The organism is Anaerocolumna sedimenticola, from assembly GCF_009931695.1.
Classification (GTDB): domain Bacteria; phylum Bacillota; class Clostridia; order Lachnospirales; family Lachnospiraceae; genus Anaerocolumna; species Anaerocolumna sedimenticola.
In genome coordinates, this window is record NZ_CP048000.1 from 4141005 (window position 1) to 4167500 (window position 26496).

Sequence of the window (26496 nt, forward strand, 5' to 3'; positions counted from 1 at the left end):
CGCTCTAAAGACTTATCCTATTTGCTAAGCTGCTTTAGAGAGCCTGTTAAGCTCGAAGAATCTTTTTATTAGACCCAGGTCAAACCCAGGGATTATTCTACTGAAAGAACGTAGTAGTAAATTGGCTGACCACCAAAATGTACTTCCACATCCATTTCGGGATATTCTTTCATAATTGTTTCAGCCAGTTCACCTGCAGTTTCTTCTGTGATATCTGCACCATAATACAGACTGATTAATTCCGAATCTTCATCAACTAAACCTTTGATCAAATCAAAAGTGGTATCGGAAATATCTGAACCTACAGAGAGAATTGTCTTATCATCCAAGCCCATAATATTGCCTTGTTTAATTTCTTTACCGTCAATGTTGGTATCTCTGACTGCATAAGTTACCTGTCCACTCTTTACTTTTTTCATTTCCTCGGTCATTCGCTTTTCATTTTCTTCAACCGATTTATCATGCACGTAATTAATGATAGAAGTGATACCCTGCGGTATGGTTCTGGATGGAATTACCACAATTTTTTTATCTTCCGTTAAATCTTTGGCCTGCTGTGCGGCAAGTATTATATTACTGTTATTCGGGAATATAAAAATGGTTTCTGCATTGACCTGCTCAATTGCATTTAACATATCCTCCGTACTGGGATTCATAGTCTGACCCCCGGCAATAATATAATCTACTCCAAGTCCTTTAAATATATCGTTAATTCCTTCTCCTATGGAGACGGAAATAAAACCAACTTCCTTTTTAGATGTCTTTGCAGGTGTACTGACTTTCGCCTGCTTCTCTTCTTCTGCCTGTTTTACAGCGATTTTTTCCGCATCTTTAATTAATCTCTCGTTATGCTCTTCTCTCATATTATCAATCTTAATCTTAGATAATGAGCCATAGGTTAAAGCGCGTTGAATGGCAAGTCCCGGATCATTGGTATGTACATGAACCTTGACAATGTCATCATCTGAAACTACTACCAAAGAATCTCCGATAGATTCCAAATATCCTTTAAACTCATGTTCGGTATCCTGGTTAAATTCTTTTTCCAATATAATTAAAAATTCTGTACAATATCCAAACTTAATATCTGCTGCATTAAGTGTATCTAAATTAATGGATACATCGGTATTTCCTTTCACAGTTTGAGTCGTATCAAAATCAACTTCTTTACCAAGTAATACATCATAAGCACCTTTCACAATTTCAAGAAGTCCCTGTCCGCCTGAATCAACTACTCCTGCTTCTTTTAACACGGGAAGCAGTTCCGGTGTATGTGCCAGTACCTCTTCCATGTAATTAATAACCTCTTTGCCAAAGAAAATGAGATCATCTGTTTCCGTAACCAACTCTGCAGCTTTTTCCGCACCGCCTCTGGCCACTGTCAGAATTGTACCTTCCTTAGGTTTCATAACCGCTTTATAAGCAGTTTCTACTGCTTTCCCAAAAGCGTTCGCCATTATAGTTACATTTATTTCATTAAAATCCTTTATTTCCTTGGTAAAACCCCTGAACAGCTGAGATAATATAACACCGGAATTACCTCTTGCACCACGCAGTGAGCCACTGGAAATTGCTTTTGCAAGTCCTTCGATGGTTGGATTTTCCATCTGAGAGACTTCCTTTGCAGCGGACATAATCGTCAATGTCATATTCGTACCGGTGTCGCCATCCGGTACAGGAAATACATTCAATTCATTAATATATTCTTTCTTACTTTCAATGCTTTTTGCTCCTGCTAAAAACATCTTTTTAAGAGTTAAAGCATCTATTGCATTTATAACCACAAGTTTGTTCCTCCTTAAATGTAATTCGTCCATTAGTCTATGACTCTTACGCCTTCGACAAATATATTAATCTTCACAACTTCCATCCCTGTAAATTCCTCAACCTTGTATTTTACGTTACTGATCAGATTTTCAGCAACGGCTGAGATACTTACCCCATAGGATACAATAATATGCAAATCAATAATTATTTTGTTGTTATCTACCGTAATATTAACGCCATGACTGAGACTTTCACGCCTTAAGAGTTTAACAAGCCCATCTTTTACACTGATAGATGCCATCCCCACGACTCCAAAACACTCCACAGCTGAAGAACCGGCATATTTAGCCAATACGTCATTATCTATTGAAACTTCACCGATTTGTGTATTCATGTGTCCTTTCATAGGAACCCTCCAATTCTTATATTTTAACATTCGAAGTAGTACTAATTTACTACAGCATATATGTTTCCATTCATTACTATTATAACCTTTTTTAGAGTAAAATGGAATACTTATTTTAAATTCTACATTTTATATATTTTGCTCTTCTTTTGTGACTATTCAGTCACTGCGATTCCTAAGAACAGTGCATTCATATGCTTATGCACACAAAAAGTATAAAAAGATGCATATTTTGGTGCCAATAACTTAAAAATCTACGATTTTCCCGGGTACATTTCATAGTAATCATCTTTTTATTATTCCATGATTTAGCCTGTTTATGATATAAAGATTGAAAGATATGCATATATTGTATTGTAAATTGCCTGTTTTACTTATCATCAAAATTATTGGAAAATATATTTTATTTAACACCCTGATTATTCAGCTGCCATAGACAGCAGATGGGAGTATATATGAAAAGAATGCTAGGTTTTATATTATTCTGGGTAGCTATCGGTATGACTATAATGCTGTTTATTACCAACGGTATCTTGGCAGTGTGCATCATAATTCTGTTTTTAGTCTTAGGATATAATCTCTTTACCTGTTAACTACGCAAAAAAGCCTGTCCTAATACTAATAGTTTAAACTTCAGTAAAATACTTTAGATTTAAAATATAAGTTTTGGACAAGCTTTCCCATAATTATTCAATATTAATTATGCTCTTTCTACTTTACCGGATCTAAGACATGAAGTACATACGTAAGTTTTTTTAGCTGCACCGTTAACTATAATTTTAACAGATTTTACATTAGCTTTCCACATCTTATTAGATCTTCTATGAGAATGACTCACAGCATTTCCAAAGTGAGCACTTTTTTCACAAATTGCACATTTAGCCATTTAAAGCACCTCCCTAGGTTTTTTTTAAGTCGCACGACCTGCAAACAAATCTATTCTAGCAGAATAAAGCAAATATTGCAAGATAAATTTTAAACTTTTATAAGTAATTCTAATTGAAACTACCAAGAATACTCGAGAAAATAAAAGAACTTCGAGTTAATCAGAGCAAAGCATTCATAAATTACTATATGTTTTCGCCGTTGATAACTTCATTTACTTTATCGTCTATATCATCATCTTTATCTTTGTTGTCTTTTTTAAATCTATTGATAAACTCCGGTACCATGTCCAAAATTTTAGTAATGCTATCCTGATTCTTAACATTAACCAGGCGTGCTGTTCCGTCCTTAATCACTAATACCGCACTTGGTGTCATTTTACCGCCCATACCACCTCCGGCATTATTTTTACTGACGTCTTTAGAAAATGCACCTGCTCCTACACCAAAGCTTACATCAACTAAAGGAAGTATAATTGTTCCGTCATCAAATTTGATTGCATCTCCCACTACAGTTTTTGTTGTTATAAAACTATCCATACCTTTAAATAATGATTCGACTGTTGCATTAAAATTATTTTCACCCATTATAAATCCTCCTTAAGAGCTTTCAAGTTATTCAGTAATTTCCTAAAATTTTTATCTAATATGAGCTGTATACATATTATTAGTAATGTAAGTAATCTTATTCTCCCAGTGCAAAACATGGAACCCTCCAGGATCTCCTCTTCAAAATTAGGTATCACTTGTATGGACCTTCCATAAAAACTATAAAAGACTGCCATTACCCCCAATATTTGACCGGTAGAGCAGGGATCGCCTGTTCCAAACTCAAGTTCCATTTGTAATTTTGTCGGACGTATATGTTTTAAAACTTTTTTTATCGTTAGATAAGATTTGGATAACGCCTTTTTATTACTATCATCAATTAAAAATAATTTTATTCTGTTCCATTTTTCAGAAATATTTAAAATTTTCTCTTTCAGGTTGAATAATTTAACCTTAATACCATGAAACCGCTCTGGTAATTTAACAAAGAAAACTTTAATTTTTTGGAAAACCCTTTTCAAACCTGCTAAAAAACCGCTCTTAGTTTCTTCTGTAATCTCTTCCTCTGTATCAAGGTCCGATTCAGCTATCGTTTCATTTTTAGTAGTATTTCTGCTAATTTCGGCTGCTTTGATCTCAGTTTTGATTATATCTGCCGGGATTTTATTGGTTACTTTCGTTCTCTTTTCTTCAGTTTGTACCTTTTTTATTTCTATTTTATCAGGTTCTGTTTTTTTTGATTCCGTAACTGATGTATTAATATCTATCGATTGTATTTTCTCTGTCTCTGATTTTGTTTCGGTTTTTATCCCGGTTTCAGTTTTAATCTCTGTTTTTAACTCTGTTTCTTTTTGAGGTTTTCTTTCGTTTTTTGGTTCAGTTATTTTTTCAGTCTTACGAATTTTGCTTATTTGTTTTCTTTTTCCAGGCTGCTCGCTGCTTTTCGGATTCCTGCTGTCATAAAAAATTCTTCCAAATAATTTTAATCTTATAAGCAGCTTATTATCCGAATATAATATCAGGATGTTGATGATACTAAGTAACCAGCTAATTTTTGCTTCAGCCCTTATTTCGTCCCTGTTATCAGCATTAATTCGATATCGTATCGGGACCAGAAGCACAACGAGAATGAGAAAAATAAACAATCCCAAAATGGAGGCAAGAATGATTCCGATTATTTTTAAAAGGAATAAAACAATATGGAGCATATATTCTTGGTTTCCTCCTTTTAGCACTCATTCGTTTTTTAAAAATACTCTCTGACACGGAAATCACCGGTTTTATCATATATTTCCATCAGCATATCCTTTACTAAATATTTAGCTTGTCCTTTAGAACCGGCTAATCCAAGGATATAGACATCCCTTTTGGAGTAGTATGGAAATATAAGTTCATTGGCATTGATGATATCAAATAAATTATAGGAATTTGATGCAAAGGTTATACAATAAACCTCGAATGTCAATTCACCTTTTTCGATTGATTTTATGGTCCTTAATTTTTTTTGTGCTTTAGATCTTCGCTAAAATACATTTTTTCTGCCCATCTTATCATATCATAACACCTATTCTTCCATAAACTACCATTAAATATCTTCTGTAATAATTAAAACCGTCTAGTCTGAGTAATTTCACTTATTTTTCCAATTCCTGCTTTCCATAATACCATGGGAGCTTGCGGCGTTTATGTGTATTATACCACAATTTTACATTAAAAATACAGAGTTAATTCTCATAAAGCGACCTAATTATATTAATACAGGCAGTTTTCTCAGCTTTATCATGGCATTGCTCCAGAGTATTTTTTATATAATCCGTTACATCGTTAACTGATTGAAAAAAAACAGGCATCTTATTAATAGTATTTGCCATAACCCCTCTATTAACATATTTAGAATTTTTCCGGAATAAATCGGAAAGTTTAAGAATTAATTCATTCTGTGCATTTAATAAATACTCTTCGTCCACAAGCTTATTTTCCATTATCCGGTCCAATTCCACAAACAGGCTGGTGCCAAGCAGATTCTGTGCCGTATTTAAACAATGGAATAATGGTCCTAACATTAAACTTTCTATCATTTTTACATGTTCAGACTTTATATCATAAAAATAAGCTTCCAAGCTTTGAATTTCTTCTGTCATAAGTTCCTGCCTGCCTTCGGTATAAGTCAATTTTTCTTCCGTCTCTTTTTCCAAAGGAACCTTTTTCTCAGCAAAAAAATGCTGATTTATATCATGAATTAATTTCTTGCAATTATCCTCATCTGCAGGCAATAAAAGGAACTTCATTTCTCCCTGGGGCCCTTCAATACGGTAACCTTCCATATAAGCGTATGGAGCTAAAATTAACATAACGTACAGATGATTTACACATTCCTGTAAGCCATAATAGTAATCCACCGAAGAGTTAATGAAAAAAGCTGCCTCATCAATTTTTTCAGTATATGAAAGATACTCTTCTTTCGTTAGGTTTTTATAATCCAGTGTTTCCAGTTCTTTTCTCAGATTATATAAATGGGGGTATGCCGTATCCATATCCTCCTGCTCATATAACATTGCTCCCGTTTTTATCATATAGAGATAACTGTCAAGCGAGGATCGGTCAGCACCCTTATAAATGGTTAGACTATCTTTAACCAGATCGAAATATCTGGATTTTGTTAATCTTACCGGAAGCTGTCCTATTACTTCTTTTATTTTTTCATTAATGATTACGTTATCTTTGGTATCAAAAATATAACTGATAACTTCTGAAACAAATGCCTCATCATCTATTTCGTCAATCTTATCTTCGTAATTATACTCTATACGGTTAAAAATATATTCATAAACCTGGAATATATCCGTATAAGCAGTCAAAATCTTCATTCTGCTTATAATAGTATTCCGAATTGAATCTAGTTCTTTCACTCCGGTTTCCATTGTTTCACCGGAAAAATTATTCAATAGATTATCTCTGACTATTTGATTCATTTCTTTTAAAAGAGCTTCTTCTTCGACCGGACGTGATTTATTATCTTCTGCATAATTTTCATAAAAAGTATAATAAAGCATGGAAAATTTTATTTTTGCATATTGTTCATATAACGTAACTAAACGGTTAAAATACTGGGGTATATTAAAATCCAGATTTACTCCCTTTTGTATATCCTTACAAATTGTTTTCATATTTTTGTTCATTTATTTCATTTCCTCCGACAACTATCGATACTGCCTTTTACTTAATAGTCTGTTTATAATAAGTAATCCGCAGGCTGTTATAATAAATTTAATATAGGATATATAAGTTATACCCTGCAAATTTTTATTTAATATTATAGCAGTAAATTCGTCAATAAACCAGCTATTTGGAATAATTTTCGAAATTTTTAATAACTCATTGCTTAAAAATCCTGCTGTTATGGTTAAAAATCCAAAGAACCCAAAAAACAAAATACATATAATTCCAATAAACTGGTATCTGCCTGCCTTTCCGGCTAGTTTGCCTATTATGAGAAACCATAAAATCATTACCCCTGAAAATAATTCCAGTAACAGAAAAAGCAGTAAAATCTGTCTTACGGACAGGTTGGTGAATTTACCTGCCAGACTTGCCAAAAGTACAATACTAAACGTGCTTTGTAAAGTTAAAACAGCAGTAAAATGACTTAAATCCAAACTAAATGGCCCCAAAAGCGTAATACCTGTTTTTTCCCTGATTCCTGTCTCTATTTCCAAAACTGCTCCCACCGACATTAGCATAGCTGTAAACCCTAACAACATGGCTATTATCCCCCAAATAACCTGCAGATACAGAATGGTGTTTTCTATTTTATTACCGGTATTACGATTATCCGTATTAACCATGGAAATATCAAAAGCAAAATTAAAATCAGGAGAGACCATTAATGAATTGACGTAGTCCATGTATTCGTTCTGTGACAGCTTCTTACCCGGATTGGAACCTAACCTAAAACTGTTATCTTTCCAGGGTAGAAATTGATATTCGTTATATCCTTTATACAAACATATTTTATATAACATTTCACCGGCTATAATATCGGATAAGATTTTAGCTGATTCATCTCCATCCAAATAATTCATAGTTACTAATTCATCCGTTTTACCCATTTGGATTGAATTTTCATACTCCTTATGTATAATAAGGTAGGCACGGATTTGTTCTTTCAATAACAGCTCTTTTAAGTACTCTTCAGAACCCTCATATACATAAAAGGAAGGTACTTTTTTTAAATTTTTGATTAATTCTTTGGAACTTTCACTTTGATCAAGGTTTAAAATTCCAATCGGTATACTGCTTCTCTCTTCTGCATGAATCGAAAAATTAATTATAATAAATAAAAAGAGGAACAATGATATTATTAAAATACCACAAGTTAATCTGTCATTTAAAATAGCTTTTAAACGGAAAATATAGAGATTATTCTTCACCTGTAACCTCCTCCCGCCTGTATAAGAATATACTTATAATATAAAAAACTACTGTACCAAGGAGGAATGCTGTAATTATTTCCAGTATAAGCTCCTTACCGATCCCTTTCTGTATGAAAAGCATGGCACGGATCATCCAGTAATTGGGGGTTAATAATGAGAGTTTAACCATAAATTCCGGCATATACAAGACAGGAATTATCCCTCCGCCTATTATTGCAAATAGAAAATTAATGTAATTACCTGCTAACATATATTTACGTAAATCATGAAATAATCCGCTTAAAAATACTGAAAAGCAAATACTGAATAAAACTGCTGACATTAAGAATAATTCCATTATAACAGAGATACTTTTCTCAAGAAAAAGATTCGGTATAATATAAACAGCCGACAACATTATAAAAATCATTCCTGCTGAAAATAGTATCTTTTCCAGTAAAAATGCAGGCACCGTAATACCCACCGTATATAAACGTTTTAAAATGCCTGCTCTCTTTTCTTTACTGATTAAAAATCCCACATATAATCCCATAAAATTAAGCAAGATCGTTAATAAGGCAAAACCATAATACGTTAAAAGTGTAGAAACCGGAAAATCAGATACTTTTTTAAAGTTAAAAAATTTATCCTTACCTAATGCCGTAAAGATTAAATCATAAGAAATTTCCACATTTTTTTTATTAATAAGTGCTGATTTCATATCTGCCTGCTGCATCGTATCAAATAAAGCAACACAATTAATTTCCACTGCACGTATGTATTTCTCATAACTTTCCAGCATATTTCTTAATAAAACTGCTTTTACTACATCTGTAGTACTAATAAGAACTTTTATCGGCTGATGTTTGAGATAAATCATATTTTCCGCAAATCCGCCAGGAATCTGCAGAAAAAGATCAAGATTTCCATGATAGAATAAATTCTCAAGCTCTTTCTTATTGCCTTCTACTATCTTTATATAGGAAGAAAAATTTTCATTTTCTCTAAAATATTCCACCAACATTTTAGAATAAACGGAATTGTCCTCATCAGCTACCCCGAACCGGATTCTATTATCTGATGAATTTTTCTGATTTTTGACATTATAATAAGTGCTTATTATTAATATAATAAGCACTAAAATAATTAACAGGATTCTTTTTTTATTTTGAAATAATTCTTTACAGTCTTTTATCCATAAATAAAGCACGATACCGTTTCTCCTAATCACGCTTTGTATTTTTAAATGAAAGCCAGTGGGTTACGATTGATCATTCGGTGCTTTTCTCACATGCTCATGGGTAAATAAATGATCCATGCAATACTCGTAGTTACCGTCACATTTTGAGCAAAAGCGGAACTCTAAGTTTTCATCATCTAATTCAGTACGTCCGCAGACAGCACATTTGTGTCTGGTAATTGTCTTTTTGCCTTTAAAATCTACGATATTACTTCCCCTTCCGGAATTAACCTGACGTTTATAGTTTGCTTTACGTTTAAATTCATTCGGTGATATTCTTTTATAATTTCTTGTCGACAAGAAATAAATGAGGAAGTTACCTAACGCTACCGCAATGGCAATACCTACATAATATTGTTTTACCATAACTGCCGTAAATATTTCATAAAGTACATAAGCACCATAAATATAACCTAAATATTTAACCTTTACGGGGATTACAAAGAACAATAAAAACTGTACATTGGGATAAAGTGCTGCAAATGCAAAAAACATGGAACGGTTAATGTAGGTTAAACCTAAGAATATACTTTGTCCAGTAAAAATGTATACAATAATTACCGCTAATATATTAAATAATATTCCGGATATATAATATAAATTAAAACGGAATGCGCCCCATGCATTCTCCAGAGCATTACCTATCATATAATATAAATATAATTCAATAGCCAGGAACAAAATATTATTACCACTGGTAGGCTGGATAATAAAGGTAAAAATTCTCCATATCTGGCCGTGCAATACTTTATAAATATCCAACATGAGATAAGTCTCATAAAAAGCAGGGTTAATCATATTGATTAAAAATCCGGCTGCATATAAAAGTATGATATAAAACATTAAATTCGAAATTGCGTATCTTCCGTATTTACGATTCAGCTTATTGATAAAGTTCATTTCAGGTACCACTTCTTTCTTATTTTAAAAATCATATGCGTAATTCAAACAGCTTTCAAAACAGGTCTTTTTTTCTGAATATTAAAGCAACAATAAATGTAATGACAAATGCAACGGCCGTTACAATATAAAAACCATAAGGGGAACCATTACCAGGTATTCCATTCACGTTCATTCCAAAGAAACTGGCTATCATGGTAGGAATAGCCATAACTATGGTTACGGTAGCCAAAAATTTCATTACTATATTTAAGTTATTTGATATTACAGATGCAAATGCATCCATGGTACCGCTTAAAATCCCACTGTATATATTAGCCATCTCAATCGCCTGTTTATTTTCTATAATAACATCTTCCAGTAGTTCCGTATCCTCCGGATATTGTTTGATATTTTCTATTTTCAGCATTTTTTCTAACACTACTTCATTTGCTCGTAATGACGTAGTAAAATAAACAAGGCTCTTTTCTAATTCAAGTAGATCTATTAGTTCACTGTTCTTAGTTGATATATGAAGCTTATGTTCAATCTCTTCACTTTTTCTGTCTATGATTCTTAAGTATTGAAGGAATACCGTAGCATTCTTATAAAGAATCTGCAGAATAAATCTGGTTTTTTTAAAGGTAAAAAATTCTCTGACCCTGCCGTCCATAAAACTTTTTAAAACCTTAGTTTCCTCCAGGCAAATAGTTACAATGACATCTTTAGCAACAATGATACCCAACGGAATTGTAACATACCTGTCCTTATTATTTCTCTCTTCCATCGTTGGTATATCCACTAAGATTAAGGTATAATCATCCTCAACTTCAATTCTGGACCTTTCCTCTTCATCCAGAGGTGCCCTTAAATGATCTATATCAATATGACAGGTTTCTGAGATCTCCAAAAGTTCAGTAGCAGATGGGTTAGTCATAACAACCCAGCATCCTTGCTCAATTTCATTAATTTGACGGATTCCATCCTCGTAAGTTTTTAAAATTTCTATCATGTTCCGCTCCTTCTACCGCACAAAAAGGCAGTAGAAAGAATCTATTCAATCTATCTAAACTGCCTTTTGCAGTGATTTATTTTATTATTATACCGTCGATAATTACAACTGGGCCCCGCTTCCATTCGGTTCACATCCTTTCGAATATCTTTTATTATTTTGTTATATTTTAGTATCTTCTTAATTATATGTTTTATATCATCCTTTGTCAAATAAAAAACATATTATAATATACTACATTGCTTTTTCTCAAATTTGAGATACTATTAGTATAAATTTAGATCAGATGTGATAGGAGATCTCAAGTTGAAAGAAAATTTTAATAATGAAAGGAATGCCATATATCGATTCTTTCAACCTTTTATATGTGGCAGTAACACATCTACTAACAGATGTGTTGTGCAATGGGTATTAATATGATTTGTATTTTAGATAAAAATTATTTTCGTTTTTCTGGAAGAATCTTAGAAAAAAATGGTGCACCATGCCTTGGTTTCACCAATTCCATGGTTGAATTTTATATAAAAAGTACTGGTAAAACTTTCGTTAAGGCTAATATCGGAACAAATAAGACGGACGTAATAGATCGGGCAAGACTAAAAGTTTTTATTGATGATTCCAAAGAAGCCTCCAATTTAATTGTATTAGAACAGGAAATGGATTCAGAATTTACTTTAGCAACTTTTGCGGATGAAAAAATTCATAAAATTACTTTAATTAAAATAACGGAAGCCTCCAAATCCTATGCTAAAATTAATGACATATTCGTTAACGGCGGCGAGCTGATTCCTTTTCAGGAAAAAGAGGACAACCGCTCAAAAATTGAATTTATAGGTGATTCCATCACCTGCGGATACGGTGTTTATGGGGCACCTGATGCGGAATATGATATTAAAGATGAAGACGGTACCGTGGCTTATGCCTACCTTGCAGCGAAAGAATTAAATTTAAACGCAAGGTATTTTTCCGTATCAGGATTTGGTGTCTTACTTAAGTGGGACGGTGACCCGGAAGGAAATATTCCAAAAGTTTACCCTTATACCAATTATTTTTTTAATAAAAACGAAAAATATGATTTCAGTGAGTTTATCCCTGATTTATTAGTGATTAATCTGGGTACCAACGATTCCACTCATTTAGTTAAAGAAGAAGTACAAAAAGGATTTATATCTAATTATATAGGGTTATTAAAATTCATAAAATCCTATGCCCCTGATAGTAAAATACTATGTATTTGCGGAACCATGTGTACCAATGCCTTTCCATTTATTGAAAAAGCTGTTGAACAGGCTAAAAAAGAAGGTTTAACAGATCTCTACACTATGGAACAGCCCTATCATGATATCTTAAGGGATGGAATGGCCGGCGGACACCCTTCGTTAATAACTCATCAGAAAAGCGCAAAACAACTGGTATCAAAATTAAAAGAGATCATGCGTTAAATATAGATTTATATAATATGGGGATTGGCTGATTTGGAATATGGCCAATCCCCATAGTCTTTATAATACTATCTGTTTAACTTCTTACGTAAGGTTTTCTCATATTTTGCTGTTTACATATCATAAACTGGAATCAGAATTGTCATTCCTGGGGTTAAGTCCATTCCGCTCATATTATTAAATTCCAGAACATCTTGCAAATCAAGCCCATATTGATTAAGTACTGCTTGAAGAGATTCCTCATCCTGTACAACATAAGGAATTACATTATTCCAGGTTACCGGACTAGTAACAGGAATACACAATTCATCACCTACCTGTAGATTATATATATCTACATAAGGATTTGCTCTTAAGATTAAAGCTAATGGAACATTATTTGCTCTGCTTATGTTATAAAGTGTATCACCTTGCTTAATGTTATAAATCATGCAAGAATAACCGTTATTGTTCATGCAAACCAACTTTCCCAAGGCAGGATATCCTCTTAGGATTCACCTGCTTATAATCAATTTGTAACATTATATTCAATTTATTCCCAGGAGGTTCCATTCCTGTAGTCTTTGGGTTCTAAGGATTATATTCTGATATTTGATAAAATTTATCAATTACATTTCAGAGTATCCTATTTATTAATAATTTAATAATTTTTATAAAATTTTAAATTTGGTTACTAAATTCTTTTGTTGAACTTAATTGACATGTGTCGTATAATACTACATGACATCGATTTAATAATTACATGTAAATCTTTCACAAATGTTTATAATAGGAATATTTTAACATAGGTAAGCATCTATAGGAATTGTCAGCATCTTCAATGCATAATCGAACTAAGCTTTGGTTACTGCTTAATGGGAATCCCACCATAATAGATTATTCGTTACTTGCGAACGAATCAGTTTAAATATAGCAAGGAGATAAAATTATGATAGATAATAGAATTATTACCTTAGGAATTGATATAGGCTCTACAACAGTTAAAATTGCTGTGCTGGGGCAGAATAAAGAAATACTTTATTCTGAATATGAACGCCATTATGCTAATATTCAGGAAACCTTAGCAAAGCTTATGATAAATGCTCATGAAAAATTGGGTGATTTAAGGATTGCACCAATGATAACCGGTTCCGGCGGCCTGACTATTTCAAAACACCTGGGAGTACCTTTCGTTCAAGAAGTCGTTGCAGTTTCAACTTCCCTTACAGACTACGCTCCGCAAACAGATGTAGCCATTGAGTTAGGCGGGGAAGATGCTAAAATCATATATTTTACGAATGGAATTGATCAGAGAATGAACGGTATCTGTGCAGGTGGTACCGGCTCCTTTATTGACCAGATGGCAACTTTGTTAAAAACAGATGCCTCCGGATTAAATGAATATGCTAAAGATTATCAGGCTATTTATCCTATCGCAGCCCGCTGCGGTGTATTTGCTAAATCCGATATACAGCCGCTTATTAATGAGGGTGCCACCAAACCCGATTTAGCTGTTTCCATATTCCAGGCCGTAGTTAATCAGACTATCAGCGGTTTAGCCTGCGGTAAACCAATCCGGGGTAATGTGGCATTTTTAGGGGGCCCTCTGCATTTCTTAACGGAGTTAAAAGCAGCATTTGTAAGAACTCTTAATTTAACCGATGAGCAGATTATCGCACCGGCACATTCCCATTTATTTGCAGCTATCGGAGCTGCAATGAACAGTAATGGGGAATCTGTAACTAACTTTGATGATTTAATTAAGAAGTTAACCTCAGGAATTAAAATGGAATTTGAAGTCAGCCGTATGACTCCACTATTCAAAGATGAATCCGATTATAATAAATTTAAAGAAAGACATTCCCTGCATTCCGTTAAAAAAGGTGATTTAAATACATATGAAGGCGACTGCTTTTTAGGTATTGATGCCGGTTCCACTACAACGAAAGTAGCAGTTGTAGGTGAAGACGGTACTCTTCTTTATTCTTTTTACAGTAATAATAATGGCAGTCCATTAAAAACAGCTATAAAAGCAATCAAAGAAATCTATTCCATCATGCCGGACAGTGCCAGAATCGTACGTTCCTGCTCAACAGGATATGGTGAGGCCTTGGTTAAAGCGGCCTTAATGTTAGATGAGGGTGAAGTAGAAACGGTTGCGCATTATTATGCAGCTGCTTTCTTTGAACCTAAGGTTGACTGTATCTTAGATATTGGCGGCCAGGATATGAAATGTATCAAGATTAAAAATAATTCTGTTGACAGTGTTCAATTAAACGAGGCCTGCTCCTCCGGATGCGGTTCCTTTATAGAAACTTTTGCCAAATCTTTGAATTATGAAGTCGCAGATTTTGCTAATGTTGCATTATTTGCAAAAAATCCCATCGATTTAGGTTCCAGGTGTACGGTCTTCATGAATTCGAAAGTAAAACAAGCACAAAAAGAAGGGGCCAGCGTTGCTGATATTTCCGCCGGATTAGCTTATTCCGTAATAAAAAATGCAATTTACAAGGTTATTAAGATTACAGATCCGAAAGACCTTGGTGAAAATATCGTGGTTCAAGGCGGAACTTTTTATAATGAAGCAGTACTTAGAAGTTTTGAACTTTTAGCAGGCTGTGAGGTAGTACGACCGGATATTGCCGGAATTATGGGTGCATTTGGTGCCGCACTGATAGCCAGAGAACATTATGCAGGTGAAGAAACAACCATGCTGACTATTGATAAAATTATAGCCTTAAAAATCGAAGCCTCCATGGCAAGATGCAAAGGCTGCACCAATAACTGCCAGTTGACCATTAACCGTTTCTCAGGCGGCAGGCAGTTTATCACAGGAAACCGCTGTGAACGTGGTTTAGGTAAAGAAAAAAACAAAGATAATATCCCGAATTTATTTGAATATAAATTAAAACGTCTCTTCACTTACGAACCATTGGAAGATGATAAGGCTTTCCGGGGTAAAGTTGGTATACCAAGAGTCCTAAACCAGTATGAAAATTATCCATTCTGGTTTACATTCTTTACGGAAATGGGTTATAAAGTAATTTTATCCCCGGAATCAACCCGTAAAATCTATGAACTTGGAATTGTATCCATACCAAGCGAATCGGAATGTTATCCGGCTAAGCTGGCTCATGGACATATTATGTGGTTAATAAAACAAGGGCTGGATTTTATCTTCTACCCCAGTGTACCATATGAAAGAAAAGAAGTTGAGGGTGCCAATAATCATTATAACTGCCCTATTGTGGCTTCCTATAGTGAAAATATTAAAAATAATGTTGAAGAATTACGTAACGGACATATCAATTATCAGAACCCGTTTTTATCCTTTGAAAGTGAAGAAATTATAGGCAAGCGATTAATTAATATTATGAAAGATATAACCGATACCTCAGATACGGAAGTCAAAGCTGCGGTACATAAAGCCTGGATGGAATTAGAAGCCGAGAGAGCGGACATAAGAAAAAAAGGGGAAGAAACCATTGCCTATCTGAAAGAAACCGGTAAAAAAGGTATTGTTCTGGCAGGACGCCCTTATCATGTGGATCCGGAAATCAATCATGGTATTCCGGAATTAATTAACTCCTATGGTGTCGCTGTTTTAACGGAGGATAGTATCTCCCATCTGGGTAAAGTAGACCGTCCTTTAGTTGTTGTAGATCAATGGATGTATCATTCCAGATTATATGCTGCAGCATCCTTTGTAAAAACCATGCCTAATCTGGAACTGATTCAATTAAATTCCTTTGGGTGCGGTCTGGATGCGGTTACTACGGATATGGTTAATGATATCCTTTCAAAATCCGGTAAAATATATACCGTACTTAAAATTGATGAAGTTAATAACTTAGGTGCTGCAAGAATCCGTATCCGTTCCTTGTTGTCTGCCGTTAAAGACAGGGAACATAAGCATATTGTAAAAGCTAAGGTGGTATCCAATGCCTTTCACAGGGTTATTTTTACGGAACAAATGCGTAAAGATTATACAATTCTTTGTCCGCAGATGTCACCAATCCATTTTGATATTTTAAAACCTGCTTTAAAATCGAATGGATATAATGTGGAAATCCTTGATAATGACAATCACTCTGCCGTTGATGTAGGCCTTAAATATGTAAATAACGATGCCTGCTATCCGTCCCTGATGGTTGTCGGCCAGATTATGGATGCTCTATTATCAGGCAAATATGATGTAAATAAAGTAGCTGTTATGATAACCCAAACCGGAGGCGGATGCCGTGCAACTAATTATATTAACTTTATCCGCAGAGCTTTAGAGAAAGCAGGCATGACTCAAATTCCTGTTGTATCATTAAGTGTAACTGGCCTTGAGAAAAACCCGGGTATGAAATATACTCCGAAGCTTTTAATCAGCGCTGTTCAGGCTTTGGTATACGGAGATGTATTTATGCGTGTGCTCTACCGGACCAGACCATATGAAGCAGAACCTGGTTCAGCCAATGCCCTTTATAAAAAATGGAATGAAATATGTAAGGTTTCAGTTACCAATGGTAAATGGGGCGAATTTAAAAGAAATTTACGTAATATCGTAAAGGAATTTGACACACTTCCACTCAAAGAAATAAAAAAACCGAGAGTCGGAGTTGTTGGTGAAATCCTGGTTAAATTCTTACCGGCAGCTAATAATTATATCGTTGAACTGTTAGAGGCGGAAGGGGCGGAAGCCGTTGTCCCTGATTTAATTGATTTCTTTATGTATTCATTCTATAATGCAAACTTTAAATCCGAATATTTAGGTTTTAAAAAATCCTCTGCTACTATTGGGAACCTTTTAATTAAAGCAGTGGAATACTGCAGAAAAGAAGCCCGGACCTCCTTAGAAAAAAGTACCCGGTTTACTCCTCCGGTACCGATTCAGAAATTAGCAGAATATGCATCTCCTATCGTTTCCGTTGGTAATCAAACCGGTGAAGGTTGGTTCTTAACCGGCGAAATGATTGAGCTGATTCATTCCGGAGTTGAAAATATTGTCTGCACCCAGCCATTTGCATGTCTGCCAAACCATATTGTCGGTAAAGGTGTTATTAAAGAATTACGCTTACGTTACCCTAACTCCAATATCGTTGCCGTAGATTATGATCCCGGTGCAAGTGAAGTTAACCAGTTAAACCGGATTAAACTTATGTTAGCTACTGCTGTAAAAAATCTGAATCAGTAGTATATTATTTAGGAATAAAATTTCCATCAATGAAAGCTGTAGCATTTATCCTTTACTCCATGAGTTACAGATTATGCAGTTCCGAGTTTTAACACCTTCGTTTATAATAATAGGTATGATACTTTCACTTTATTGGCTGTGATTTAATATTTAAAATATTTAATGTGAATTTTTTATATAAGCAGGAAGTTTATCATAATGTCCTTAATTTAAGACATTACTATAACTCTCCTGCTTTTGTATTACCCAATTATATAACCTGAACGTTTAATTAAACATTTAAACCTATAATTTAAGTTACACAAATAAATGAAAATAAACTGAATGAATTATTTGATTAATTATATAAATCGATTATTTAATAATTTTAAGAAATTTCTTTTTCCCAATCTTTAGAATATCTCCGCAGACAAGTACCATATCGAGATCTTCTAATACGATACTTTCCTTGTTTATTTGCACGCCGCCCTGGGTAATAAGCCGCCTGAATTCACTGCCGCTTGGAATATACTTATCTCGGATCAGAAGCGGAATAATGTCAGCGAGTTTATCCTGATCCAGATCAATGATTAGTTCTGGAATATTATCCGGAATTGATTTCCTGCCAAATGCAGTATCATAGTAATTCATAGCCTCTTCTACATCCAGCGGAGTATGGTACAGAGAAGTTATGACCTTTGCCAATTCATATTTAATATCTCTTGGATTTTCACCGTTTTCCAATTTATTTTTAATCTCTTTTATTTTATCCGGATGTTCATCCGTTGCTAACTCATAATACTTTATAATTAATTCATCCGGTATCTCCATGATTTTTTTAAACATAACCTGGTGTGGTTCATTGATACCGATATAATTACCAAGGCTTTTACTCATTTTTTCTTTACCGTCCAACCCCTCCAGAATCGGCATAAATAAAGCTGTCTGTTGTTCTAAACCCATAGTTTTCTGCAGATTTCTTCCCATCAGGATATTAAAAGTCTGATCCGTTCCGCCAAGTTCAATATCCGCTTTTAAGGCAACAGAATCGTATGCCTGCATTAAAGGATAAAAAAATTCATGTACTCCGATTGGTACGTTACTTTTGTATCTGTTTTGGAAGTCATCACGCTCTAACATCCTTGCAACCGTTGTTGTAGCTGCCAATTTTATAACATCGTCTAATTTTAGTTCACCAAGCCACTCACTGTTAAATCGTACCTCGGTTTGATCTGGATGTAATATTTTAATAATCTGGTCAGTGTAGGTTTTCGCATTTTCTTTTACCTGTTCATCCGTCAGGGCTACCCTCCCTTTCGATTTACCGGTTGGATCACCGATTTTGCCAGTGAAATCACCAATGACAATTACCGCTTTATGGCCTAAATCCTGCATCTGTTTTATTTTACGCAGTACGACAGCATGGCCTAAATGTATATCCGGAGCGCTTGGATCCAGCCCAAGTTTAATAATTAATGGCTTTTTCTCCCTTATGGAGCGTTCCAGTTTTATTTTCAGTTCATCCACACCAACCAATCGGTCCGAACCTTTGGTAATAATTTTAATTTGTTCCTCAATATTTGTTAGCATTCCTTTACTCCTTTTTCTTAATAAATTAAGTTAGGATAAGTACAGGCAGGGGTAATTCCACATGTTTAGGTTTTTATCTCTTAGGATATAAATTCCTATGATTAGATAAAAAAAACTCCCGTCCTTCTAGATCAAAAGGACGAGAGTAATATCTCGTGTTACCACCTTAAGTTTATAGACAATTCACATTGCCTACCTCTTCAAGTACTCCACCTAATCAATGGGTTATACTCTAGCACTATAACGTGTGCAGGAATCCGTCACAGCCTACTTGTATAACGTTCGGTGTGAAGCTCAAAGATGTATTCATAATCAGCCTGCCATGCACCTCTCATCAACCGGTTACTTTCTGTCTGGATTACTGGTTATTACTTATTCTTATCAACGCTTTTAAAATTCGATTATTTAATTTAATTACATTCAATATGCATATGAAATAAATTATATTTATTATATTTACATTTTAGGAATCTGTCAAGTGAAATTTCTACTCAAACAAATATGTATGACTTTAAACTAAATATATTCATTCTGATACTTTTTTATTTAGATATCTTCGATTTGCCAATCAATCGGCTCTAAACCATGTTCTGTAAGAAATTGATTGGTATTACTAAATGGTTTACTTCCAAAAAATCCTCTGAACGCTGATAAAGGACTAGGATGAGGAGCTTCCAGGATGAGATGCTTCGGGTTATTTAACATCGCCTTTTTTAATTGGGCCGGTCTGCCCCATAATATAAAAACAATTGGTCTGTCCTCTTTATTTACAGCTTGAATAACTGCATCCGTAAATTTTTCCCATCCCTTGCCCTGATGTGAATTAGCCTGATGCGCTCTTACGGTAAGGACCGTATTAAGAAGTAACACACCTTGTTCGGCCCATTTAACCAGATATCCGTTATTCGGTATCTTACATCCTAAATCATCCTGTAATTCTTTATAGATATTTACTAAGGAAGGTGGAACATCCACATCCGGTTTTACGGAAAAACATAATCCATGTGCCTGACCATCGTTATGATACGGATCCTGTCCAATTATTACAACCTTTACTTTCTCTAGTGGTGTAAAATGAAATGCGTTAAAAATATCATCCGCTTTTGGAAACACCACATGATGATTATATTCATTTTTTACAAATTTATAAAGATCCGCATAATATTTTTCATGAAATTCATCGCCTATTACATTTAACCAATCATTTGTTATTGCACTCATATCATTACTCCTATAATAAAAGATTAAGATAAAACCAGTTCTTGAATTTAAATTTCCAAAATTAAATTCGTAAAGTTAATATTCAAAGCTTAAAATTTTATTTTTCTAAACTTAATTCATAAATTTAAATTACATAACTTATTTTTTTGAATTTAATATCAGAAATTAATTCAGAAACATATTAATGAATCTAATTCAGAAATTAAATTTCAAGAACATTATCTTACACTTATACCTTTGTCTCTTAAGTATTTCTTTAAATCAATTATTTCCATTTCCTTATAATGGAATAAGGAAGCTGCTAATACTGCATCTGCTTTGCCTTCTGTTAATGCATCATAAAAATGTTCCATTTTACCGGCTCCACCGGAAGCTATTACAGGAATGGAAACGCTTTCGGAAACAGTCCTGGTTAATTCCAAATCATAACCATCTTTGGTACCATCACAATCCATACTTGTAAGAAGTATCTCGCCGGCTCCCAATGAATCAGCTTTCATAGCCCATTCCACAGCATCAGTACCCATATCTACTCTGCCGCCGTTTTTGTAGATGTTCCAGCCGGATCCATCTGCTCTTCTCTTGGCATCAATTGCAACAACAACACATTGACTGCCGAATTTATCGGCTGCTTCAGAAATCAGATTAGGGTTTATAATTGCGGCAGTATTTACAGCAATCTTATCTGCACCCTCCCTTAATATTACTTTAAAATCTTCTATAGTACGGATTCCGCCTCCAACTGTAAATGGAATAAATACCGTTTCTGCAACTCGCCGTACCATATCAATTTTAATAGTTCTTGCATCAGAAGATGCCGTTATATCTAAGAATACAAGCTCATCAGCGCCTGCTTTATCATAAGCTGCACCAACTTCTACGGGATCACCCGCATCTTTTAGATTAACAAAATTTATCCCTTTTACAACACGTCCGTTATGAACATCCAAACAAGGAATTATTCTCTTCGTAAACATATTTTCCTCCAATTTCTGCACAGGTTTTACTACTCTGACTATAATTCTGCAAAGTTTTTTAATATTTTTAGCCCAACATCACCACTTTTCTCAGGATGAAACTGACAGGCATATATATTTTCTTTTTCAACCGATGCATGAATTAAGGTACTGTAATTTGTAGTAGCAGCCACTTCATTTTTATTTTCCGCAACCAAATAATAGGAATGAACGAAATATACATATGCATTATTTTCTATACCCTTAAAAAGTTTGGATTCCGGCTTAATATTCAGGGAATTCCATCCCATATGAGGGATTTTTAACCCCTCACAATCCGGTATTCTTACAATCTTACCTTTTAAGATTCCTAAACCGGGAACACCCTCCGACTCTTCACTGCTTTCAAAAAATAACTGAAGCCCTAAACAAATACCTAAGAAAGGTTTTTTAGATAAAGCTACTTCTTTAATTGTATCAACTAAATTGTAACTATTTAATTTTTCCATTGCATTTCCAAAGGAACCTACCCCGGGTAAAATAACTTTATCAGCATTTAATATTTCGTCTCTATCTCTTGTTATTATTGTATTTTCGCCTAAGTATTTCAGAGCTTTTTCTACACTTTTTAAATTCCCGGCATCATAGTCTATTATAGCAATCATCCTATACCCATACCTTTCTTTATTATCTGGTTATTTTCTTAGCCATCACGGAAATAAGCATAAAGGGTTGTTGCGAAAACTATGCAATAACCCTTTATGCCTCCTTGCAATCTTTATTTCATTTTTTCCAAAACTGTATTAAATACTTTTATACTGTACTCTGTTTGGTCTCCACTTTCATTTAGAGCAATCGCTTCTTCTTCCGTTAAATCAAATTTCTGCTTTAACTCTTTCATGATTTTCTTTTTAACATTTTCCATATCTTTTTGAATACCTAGATCAGTTGCATGTTTAATATATTTATCATAGCGCTCAATACCTTTTAATAAAGAATCCAGTGCTTGTGGATACATCTTTATATCCATATAATTATTGTAAGAGTTTAATTCTTTATTAACAAACATAACCGTCATGATTTTTTCATAGGTTTCTTTATCTTTCTTTTTAATATCTAACCCATATATTTCATTATAAGCTTCCGTATACCGCTGCCTTGAAAAATTAATATTGGCATTTTTAATATCCAGAGAATAAGAATATTGATTTGTTCCTATTATAACAAATCCACCAATTAAAATAAAGAATGTCATTACAAAAATTACAGCCAATTTATTAATTTTAACATTATCATCTATTTCTTGTATAACTTCTTTTACTTTAGGTTCTTTCTGTACCTTAGCGACTTTCTTTTTTTCCGGTTTTTTCTTAGCGGTTTTCTTTACTTTTACTTTCTTCTCTACTACTTTCGTTTCTTCATCACTGGTGTTTTTAGCCTGAATTTTCTTTTCTTTCTTAACTGTATTCTTTTCCGTTTTGCTTTTTTTTACTTTTTCCGCCTTTTTCTTGTCAACTTTTTTATCTTTCTCAACTTCCGCATTGACTTCCAAAGTTATATCTCTTTTTTTATCTTCTTTTTTACCAAATATTTTCTGCCAGAAACCTTTCTTTTTTCTTTGGTTTCCATTTTATTATTTTTGTTATCCGCTTCAGGAACTGACGGATTGCTGTTGTTTAATTTAATTTCATCCTTATCCTGCAAAGAATCTACAGCACTTAAAACGTCTGAGAAAATGCCCCCCATATCATTTGCAGTATTGGGCTTCCCCTCATTAGTATCCGATTCTTCAAGAAAATTATCCGTTATTTCTTCCGGTAAATCATCAATGGATAAAAAATCTTCCACATCAGGATAAGGCGACTCTTCCGATACAGAAACAGTCTCTTCTGGTTCATGTACAGATTTATAGAGTTCTTCTGCTTTATTGTTATTGGCTTCATCCTGTGCGGATATCATATCCAATAAAGCTAATAAATCCTCATCCGTATCTTCCATCTCCGAACTGTCTTTCTCATCATAATAAGAATTTTCATTATCATTATCTGATTGCTTCTCTGAATCCGTATCAACATTAGAATCTTGAAGCAAAGATAAAATATCGTCATCTGTAATCGTATTTAATTCGTTTTCTTTATCTTCGTCTCTCAAATTTTTTTCATCCTGTTTCGTAATATTTTGTGTTATATTTCTATTAAATAATACTTTTTCATTAATCGATAAAGTATTATAACTACTCGTATTCGCAAAATCAGAATTTATATCTGGTGTTAATTTCTCACTTCTTAGCGTTCGTTTACTAATCTGAGAATTTGTGACAGATTTTAAAAGATTATCTAAATAAGATTCATCCAGTTTTGCTCTTTCATTATCAAAACATTTTTCGCAGTATTCATTACCATCATCCGGAATATTGGTTTTGCACAATTTGCATACTGCCATCTGAAGCTCACTCCTCATAAATTCGATGAATGTTCTTTGTTACTATAGGCGCAAAAATCATGTTCCTGCGGTCAATGAACGTACCGGCGAAAAGTACCGCCTTTTATCCTCAAAATTAAGAGGGTAGTCTCAGCCGTTTTATATGTAAAAGTATGAAATAGAAACTACTTTGCTGTTTCTTTTCATGCGCCATTTACGGCAGCCATGGGAAGCCATGACTTAATGTGTGAAATACAATTTATTTTAATATAAAATTATCTAATACTTCTACCAGGGAACCTATTTCCGGTTTTGTTATTTGCGCATCCGCTCCGATTGATTCTCCTTTTCTCATCATTTCCTCATTGATTAAAGAGGAGAAAATGATAACTGGTATATTTTTTAATTCCGGATCTGTTTTAACTAATTTGGTTAAATGATGTCCATCCATCTGTGGCATTTCAATATCTGTTATAATACATTTAACATCTGATTCAATGGTTTTGCTTTTTTTATATCCCTGAAGTTTATTCCATGCTTCTAAACCATTAACCGTAGCAATAATGTTCGTATATCCAGCCTTAATAAGGCACTCCTGTATTAATTTACTTAATAATGGAGAATCTTCAGCTATTAAGATAGGAGCTTCATTACGATTTCTAACTCCTAAATGATTAATATCGGACACTTTTAAACCTGTCTCAGGACTAATATCGGATATAATCTTTTCAAAATCAAGAACAATAATAAGTTTTTCTTCTAATTTAATAATTCCTGTTGCAATTGAATTAATCGTTTCATCCGGTTTATTGATATCTTCCCATGAAATACGATGGATGCCAACTACACCATGGACATGAAATGCAACATTTAATTTATTAAAATTAGTTATTATATTCATATCTGTTGCTTTATTAGAATCAGGAATATTTAAACATTTAGCCAAGTTAATAACCGTAATTATTATATCTCTTGGCATAAAAATACCTTCAATGCATGGATGGGCATTGGGTATCGGTGTTGGTGTCTGATACGATAATATTTCTCTAATCTTTGCTACATTAATTCCATAATAATTATTTCCAATCTTAAATTCTAATATTTCTAATTCATTCGTTCCACTTTCCAACAATACTCCACTATCCATAGTCCTAACCTCCGTTATGCAAAGATTCTTTTCGGTAATTTTTTATTTATTAATCTTATTATATTATATTTTTCTGTAAAATTCAAACTTATTTGATAAATTTCGGCATTAAAAAAGACCTAAAAAATCTACCTTTTAGAATTTTTAGGTCTATAATACTATATTAAATATTAACATTACTCTCCACTCGACTAACACATTGATTATTTTCCGTTATCATGAACAAATACCTTATGGTCAAGCCCTCGACCTATTAGTATTAGTCAGCTCCACACATTACTGCGCTTCCACCTCTAACCTATCCACCTTGTCGTCTTCAAGGGGTCTTACTAGCTTACGCTATGGGATATCTTATCTTGAGGGGGGCTTCACGCTTAGATGCCTTCAGCGTTTATCCCTTCCAAACTTGGCTACTCGGCCATGCACTTGGTAGTACAACCGATCCACCAGCGGTTCGTCCAACCCGGTCCTCTCGTACTAAGGTCAGCTCCTCTCAAATATCCTACGCCCGCGCCGGATAGGGACCGAACTGTCTCACGACGTTCTGAACCCAGCTCGCGTACCGCTTTAATGGGCGAACAGCCCAACCCTTGGGACCTACTACAGCCCCAGGATGCGATGAGCCGACATCGAGGTGCCAAACCACTCCGTCGATGTGAACTCTTGGGAGTGATAAGCCTGTTATCCCCAGGGTAGCTTTTATCCGTTGAGCGATGGCAATCCCACTTTATACCACCGGATCACTAAGTCCTACTTTCGTACCTGCTCCACCCGTCGGTGTCGCAGTCAAGCCTTCTTATGCCTTTGCACTCTGCGAATGGTTTCCAACCATTCTGAGAAGACCTTTGAGCGCCTCCGATACCCTTTCGGAGGCGACCGCCCCAGTCAAACTCCCCACCTGACATTGTCCACTGCCCGGATCACGGGCACATGTTAGAAATCCAATACTGCAAGGGTGGTATCCCAACAGCGGCTCCACCACGACCGGAGTCGTAGCTTCTTTGCCTCCCACCTATCCTGTGCATGCAATACCGAATCCCAGTATCAAGCTAGAGTAAAGCTCCATGGGGTCTTTCCGTCCTGGCGCAGGTAACCAGCATCTTCACTGGTATTTCAATTTCACCGGGTGCATTGTCGAGACAGTGCCCAAATCATTACGCCTTTCGTGCGGGTCGGAACTTACCCGACAAGGAATTTCGCTACCTTAGGACCGTTATAGTTACGGCCGCCGTTTACTGGGGCTTAAGTTCAACGCTTCGGATCGCTCCTAACATCTCCCCTTAACCTTCCAGCACCGGGCAGGCGTCAGCCCATATACTTCACCTTTCGGTTTTGCATAGACCTGTGTTTTTGCTAAACAGTTGCTTGGGCCAATTCTCTGCGGCCTGTATTGCTACAGGCACCTCTTCTCCCGAAGTTACGAGGTTATT

22 protein-coding genes, 1 rRNA gene and 1 other annotated feature (1 of these 24 cut by a window edge) are annotated in these 26496 nt (G+C 34.6%); of the genes, 3 read left to right on the plus strand and 20 right to left on the minus strand.

Going from position 1 to position 26496, the window contains the following annotated elements; translation table 11 throughout:
* Window positions 1-92: 92 nt before the first annotated feature.
* On the minus strand, window positions 93-1784 hold the full coding sequence (locus Ana3638_RS18385; protein ID WP_161839335.1) for a DAK2 domain-containing protein: 1692 nt from the start codon (window positions 1782-1784) through the stop codon (window positions 93-95).
* A 32-nt stretch (window positions 1785-1816) separates the two neighbouring features.
* Entirely contained in the window at window positions 1817-2173 is a 357-nt protein-coding gene (locus Ana3638_RS18390) for an Asp23/Gls24 family envelope stress response protein (RefSeq protein ID WP_161839336.1), read from the minus strand.
* Between the two features lie 455 nt (window positions 2174-2628).
* On the opposite strand from Ana3638_RS18390, the gene Ana3638_RS24720 reads away from it, so the two are divergent.
* A complete protein-coding gene (locus tag Ana3638_RS24720) occupies window positions 2629-2766 on the plus strand; it encodes a hypothetical protein (RefSeq protein WP_184094785.1) in 138 nt (45 codons plus the stop codon).
* 107 nt (window positions 2767-2873) lie between these two features.
* Here Ana3638_RS24720 and rpmB read toward each other — a convergent pair whose 3' ends face one another.
* The 9 genes from rpmB to Ana3638_RS18435 all read right to left on the minus strand — a co-directional run bounded on the left by rpmB (window position 2874) and on the right by Ana3638_RS18435 (window position 11149).
* A complete protein-coding gene (gene rpmB, locus Ana3638_RS18395; RefSeq protein WP_161839337.1) occupies window positions 2874-3059 on the minus strand; it encodes a 50S ribosomal protein L28 in 186 nt (61 codons plus the stop codon).
* Between the two features lie 184 nt (window positions 3060-3243).
* Window positions 3244-3645 carry a GerW family sporulation protein gene (locus Ana3638_RS18400; RefSeq protein WP_161839338.1) on the minus strand — a complete coding sequence of 134 codons (402 nt, stop codon included), beginning with the start codon at window positions 3643-3645 and terminating at the stop codon, window positions 3244-3246.
* Complete coding sequence (locus Ana3638_RS18405) at window positions 3645-4814, minus strand: DUF2953 domain-containing protein (protein WP_161839339.1); 1170 nt, start codon at window positions 4812-4814, stop codon at window positions 3645-3647. The genes Ana3638_RS18400 and Ana3638_RS18405 overlap by 1 nt, the downstream gene beginning before the upstream one ends.
* A gap of 38 nt (window positions 4815-4852) precedes the next feature.
* The gene (locus tag Ana3638_RS18410; protein WP_161839340.1) at window positions 4853-5071 is read right to left on the minus strand and encodes a hypothetical protein; all 219 of its coding nucleotides are present in this window, start codon (window positions 5069-5071) and stop codon (window positions 4853-4855) included.
* Between the two features lie 259 nt (window positions 5072-5330).
* Window positions 5331-6785, minus strand: a complete 1455-nt coding sequence (locus tag Ana3638_RS18415) for a hypothetical protein (protein WP_161839341.1) — start codon at window positions 6783-6785, stop codon at window positions 5331-5333.
* A 21-nt stretch (window positions 6786-6806) separates the two neighbouring features.
* Window positions 6807-8036, minus strand: a complete 1230-nt coding sequence (locus Ana3638_RS18420) for an ABC transporter permease (protein ID WP_161839342.1) — start codon at window positions 8034-8036, stop codon at window positions 6807-6809.
* Window positions 8026-9228: an ABC transporter permease gene (locus tag Ana3638_RS18425; protein WP_161839343.1), complete on the minus strand. Its 1203-nt coding sequence runs from the start codon at window positions 9226-9228 to the stop codon at window positions 8026-8028. Before Ana3638_RS18425 ends, Ana3638_RS18420 begins: the two co-directional genes overlap by 11 nt.
* A gap of 51 nt (window positions 9229-9279) precedes the next feature.
* Window positions 9280-10158 (minus strand): rhomboid family protein, encoded by an 879-nt coding sequence (locus tag Ana3638_RS18430; RefSeq protein ID WP_161839344.1) that lies wholly within the window; start codon window positions 10156-10158, stop codon window positions 9280-9282.
* A gap of 55 nt (window positions 10159-10213) precedes the next feature.
* Window positions 10214-11149: a magnesium transporter CorA family protein gene (locus tag Ana3638_RS18435; RefSeq protein ID WP_161839345.1), complete on the minus strand. Its 936-nt coding sequence runs from the start codon at window positions 11147-11149 to the stop codon at window positions 10214-10216.
* Between the two features lie 404 nt (window positions 11150-11553).
* Between Ana3638_RS18435 and Ana3638_RS18440 the strand changes: the two genes are divergently transcribed.
* The gene (locus tag Ana3638_RS18440; RefSeq protein ID WP_161839346.1) at window positions 11554-12591 is read left to right on the plus strand and encodes an SGNH/GDSL hydrolase family protein; all 1038 of its coding nucleotides are present in this window, start codon (window positions 11554-11556) and stop codon (window positions 12589-12591) included.
* Between the two features lie 113 nt (window positions 12592-12704).
* Here Ana3638_RS18440 and Ana3638_RS18445 read toward each other — a convergent pair whose 3' ends face one another.
* A complete protein-coding gene (locus Ana3638_RS18445) occupies window positions 12705-13022 on the minus strand; it encodes a LysM peptidoglycan-binding domain-containing protein (protein ID WP_161839347.1) in 318 nt (105 codons plus the stop codon).
* A gap of 494 nt (window positions 13023-13516) precedes the next feature.
* On the opposite strand from Ana3638_RS18445, the gene Ana3638_RS18450 reads away from it, so the two are divergent.
* The gene (locus tag Ana3638_RS18450) at window positions 13517-17752 is read left to right on the plus strand and encodes an acyl-CoA dehydratase activase-related protein (RefSeq protein WP_408609530.1); all 4236 of its coding nucleotides are present in this window, start codon (window positions 13517-13519) and stop codon (window positions 17750-17752) included.
* 354 nt (window positions 17753-18106) lie between these two features.
* Here the strand turns inward: Ana3638_RS18450 and tyrS are convergent, their stop codons facing one another.
* From tyrS to Ana3638_RS18490, 8 genes are all read right to left on the minus strand, one after another.
* On the minus strand, window positions 18107-19321 hold the full coding sequence (gene tyrS, locus Ana3638_RS18455) for a tyrosine--tRNA ligase (RefSeq protein ID WP_161839349.1): 1215 nt from the start codon (window positions 19319-19321) through the stop codon (window positions 18107-18109).
* A gap of 132 nt (window positions 19322-19453) precedes the next feature.
* Window positions 19454-19715, minus strand: a binding site (T-box leader).
* Between the two features lie 152 nt (window positions 19716-19867).
* The gene (locus Ana3638_RS18460; protein WP_161839350.1) at window positions 19868-20542 is read right to left on the minus strand and encodes a uracil-DNA glycosylase; all 675 of its coding nucleotides are present in this window, start codon (window positions 20540-20542) and stop codon (window positions 19868-19870) included.
* Window positions 20543-20760: 218 nt separating this feature from the next.
* Window positions 20761-21519, minus strand: a complete 759-nt coding sequence (gene hisF, locus Ana3638_RS18465; RefSeq protein WP_161839351.1) for an imidazole glycerol phosphate synthase subunit HisF — start codon at window positions 21517-21519, stop codon at window positions 20761-20763.
* Between the two features lie 38 nt (window positions 21520-21557).
* The gene (hisH, locus tag Ana3638_RS18470; protein ID WP_161839352.1) at window positions 21558-22163 is read right to left on the minus strand and encodes an imidazole glycerol phosphate synthase subunit HisH; all 606 of its coding nucleotides are present in this window, start codon (window positions 22161-22163) and stop codon (window positions 21558-21560) included.
* 113 nt (window positions 22164-22276) lie between these two features.
* The gene (locus Ana3638_RS18475; RefSeq protein ID WP_161839353.1) at window positions 22277-23050 is read right to left on the minus strand and encodes a hypothetical protein; all 774 of its coding nucleotides are present in this window, start codon (window positions 23048-23050) and stop codon (window positions 22277-22279) included.
* Window positions 23051-23052: 2 nt separating this feature from the next.
* Window positions 23053-23940 (minus strand): hypothetical protein, encoded by an 888-nt coding sequence (locus Ana3638_RS18480; RefSeq protein ID WP_161839354.1) that lies wholly within the window; start codon window positions 23938-23940, stop codon window positions 23053-23055.
* Between the two features lie 238 nt (window positions 23941-24178).
* Window positions 24179-25066: a chemotaxis protein gene (locus Ana3638_RS18485; protein ID WP_161839355.1), complete on the minus strand. Its 888-nt coding sequence runs from the start codon at window positions 25064-25066 to the stop codon at window positions 24179-24181.
* Window positions 25067-25299: 233 nt separating this feature from the next.
* Window positions 25300-26496 (minus strand): 23S ribosomal RNA (locus Ana3638_RS18490) (it continues 1760 nt past the right edge of the window).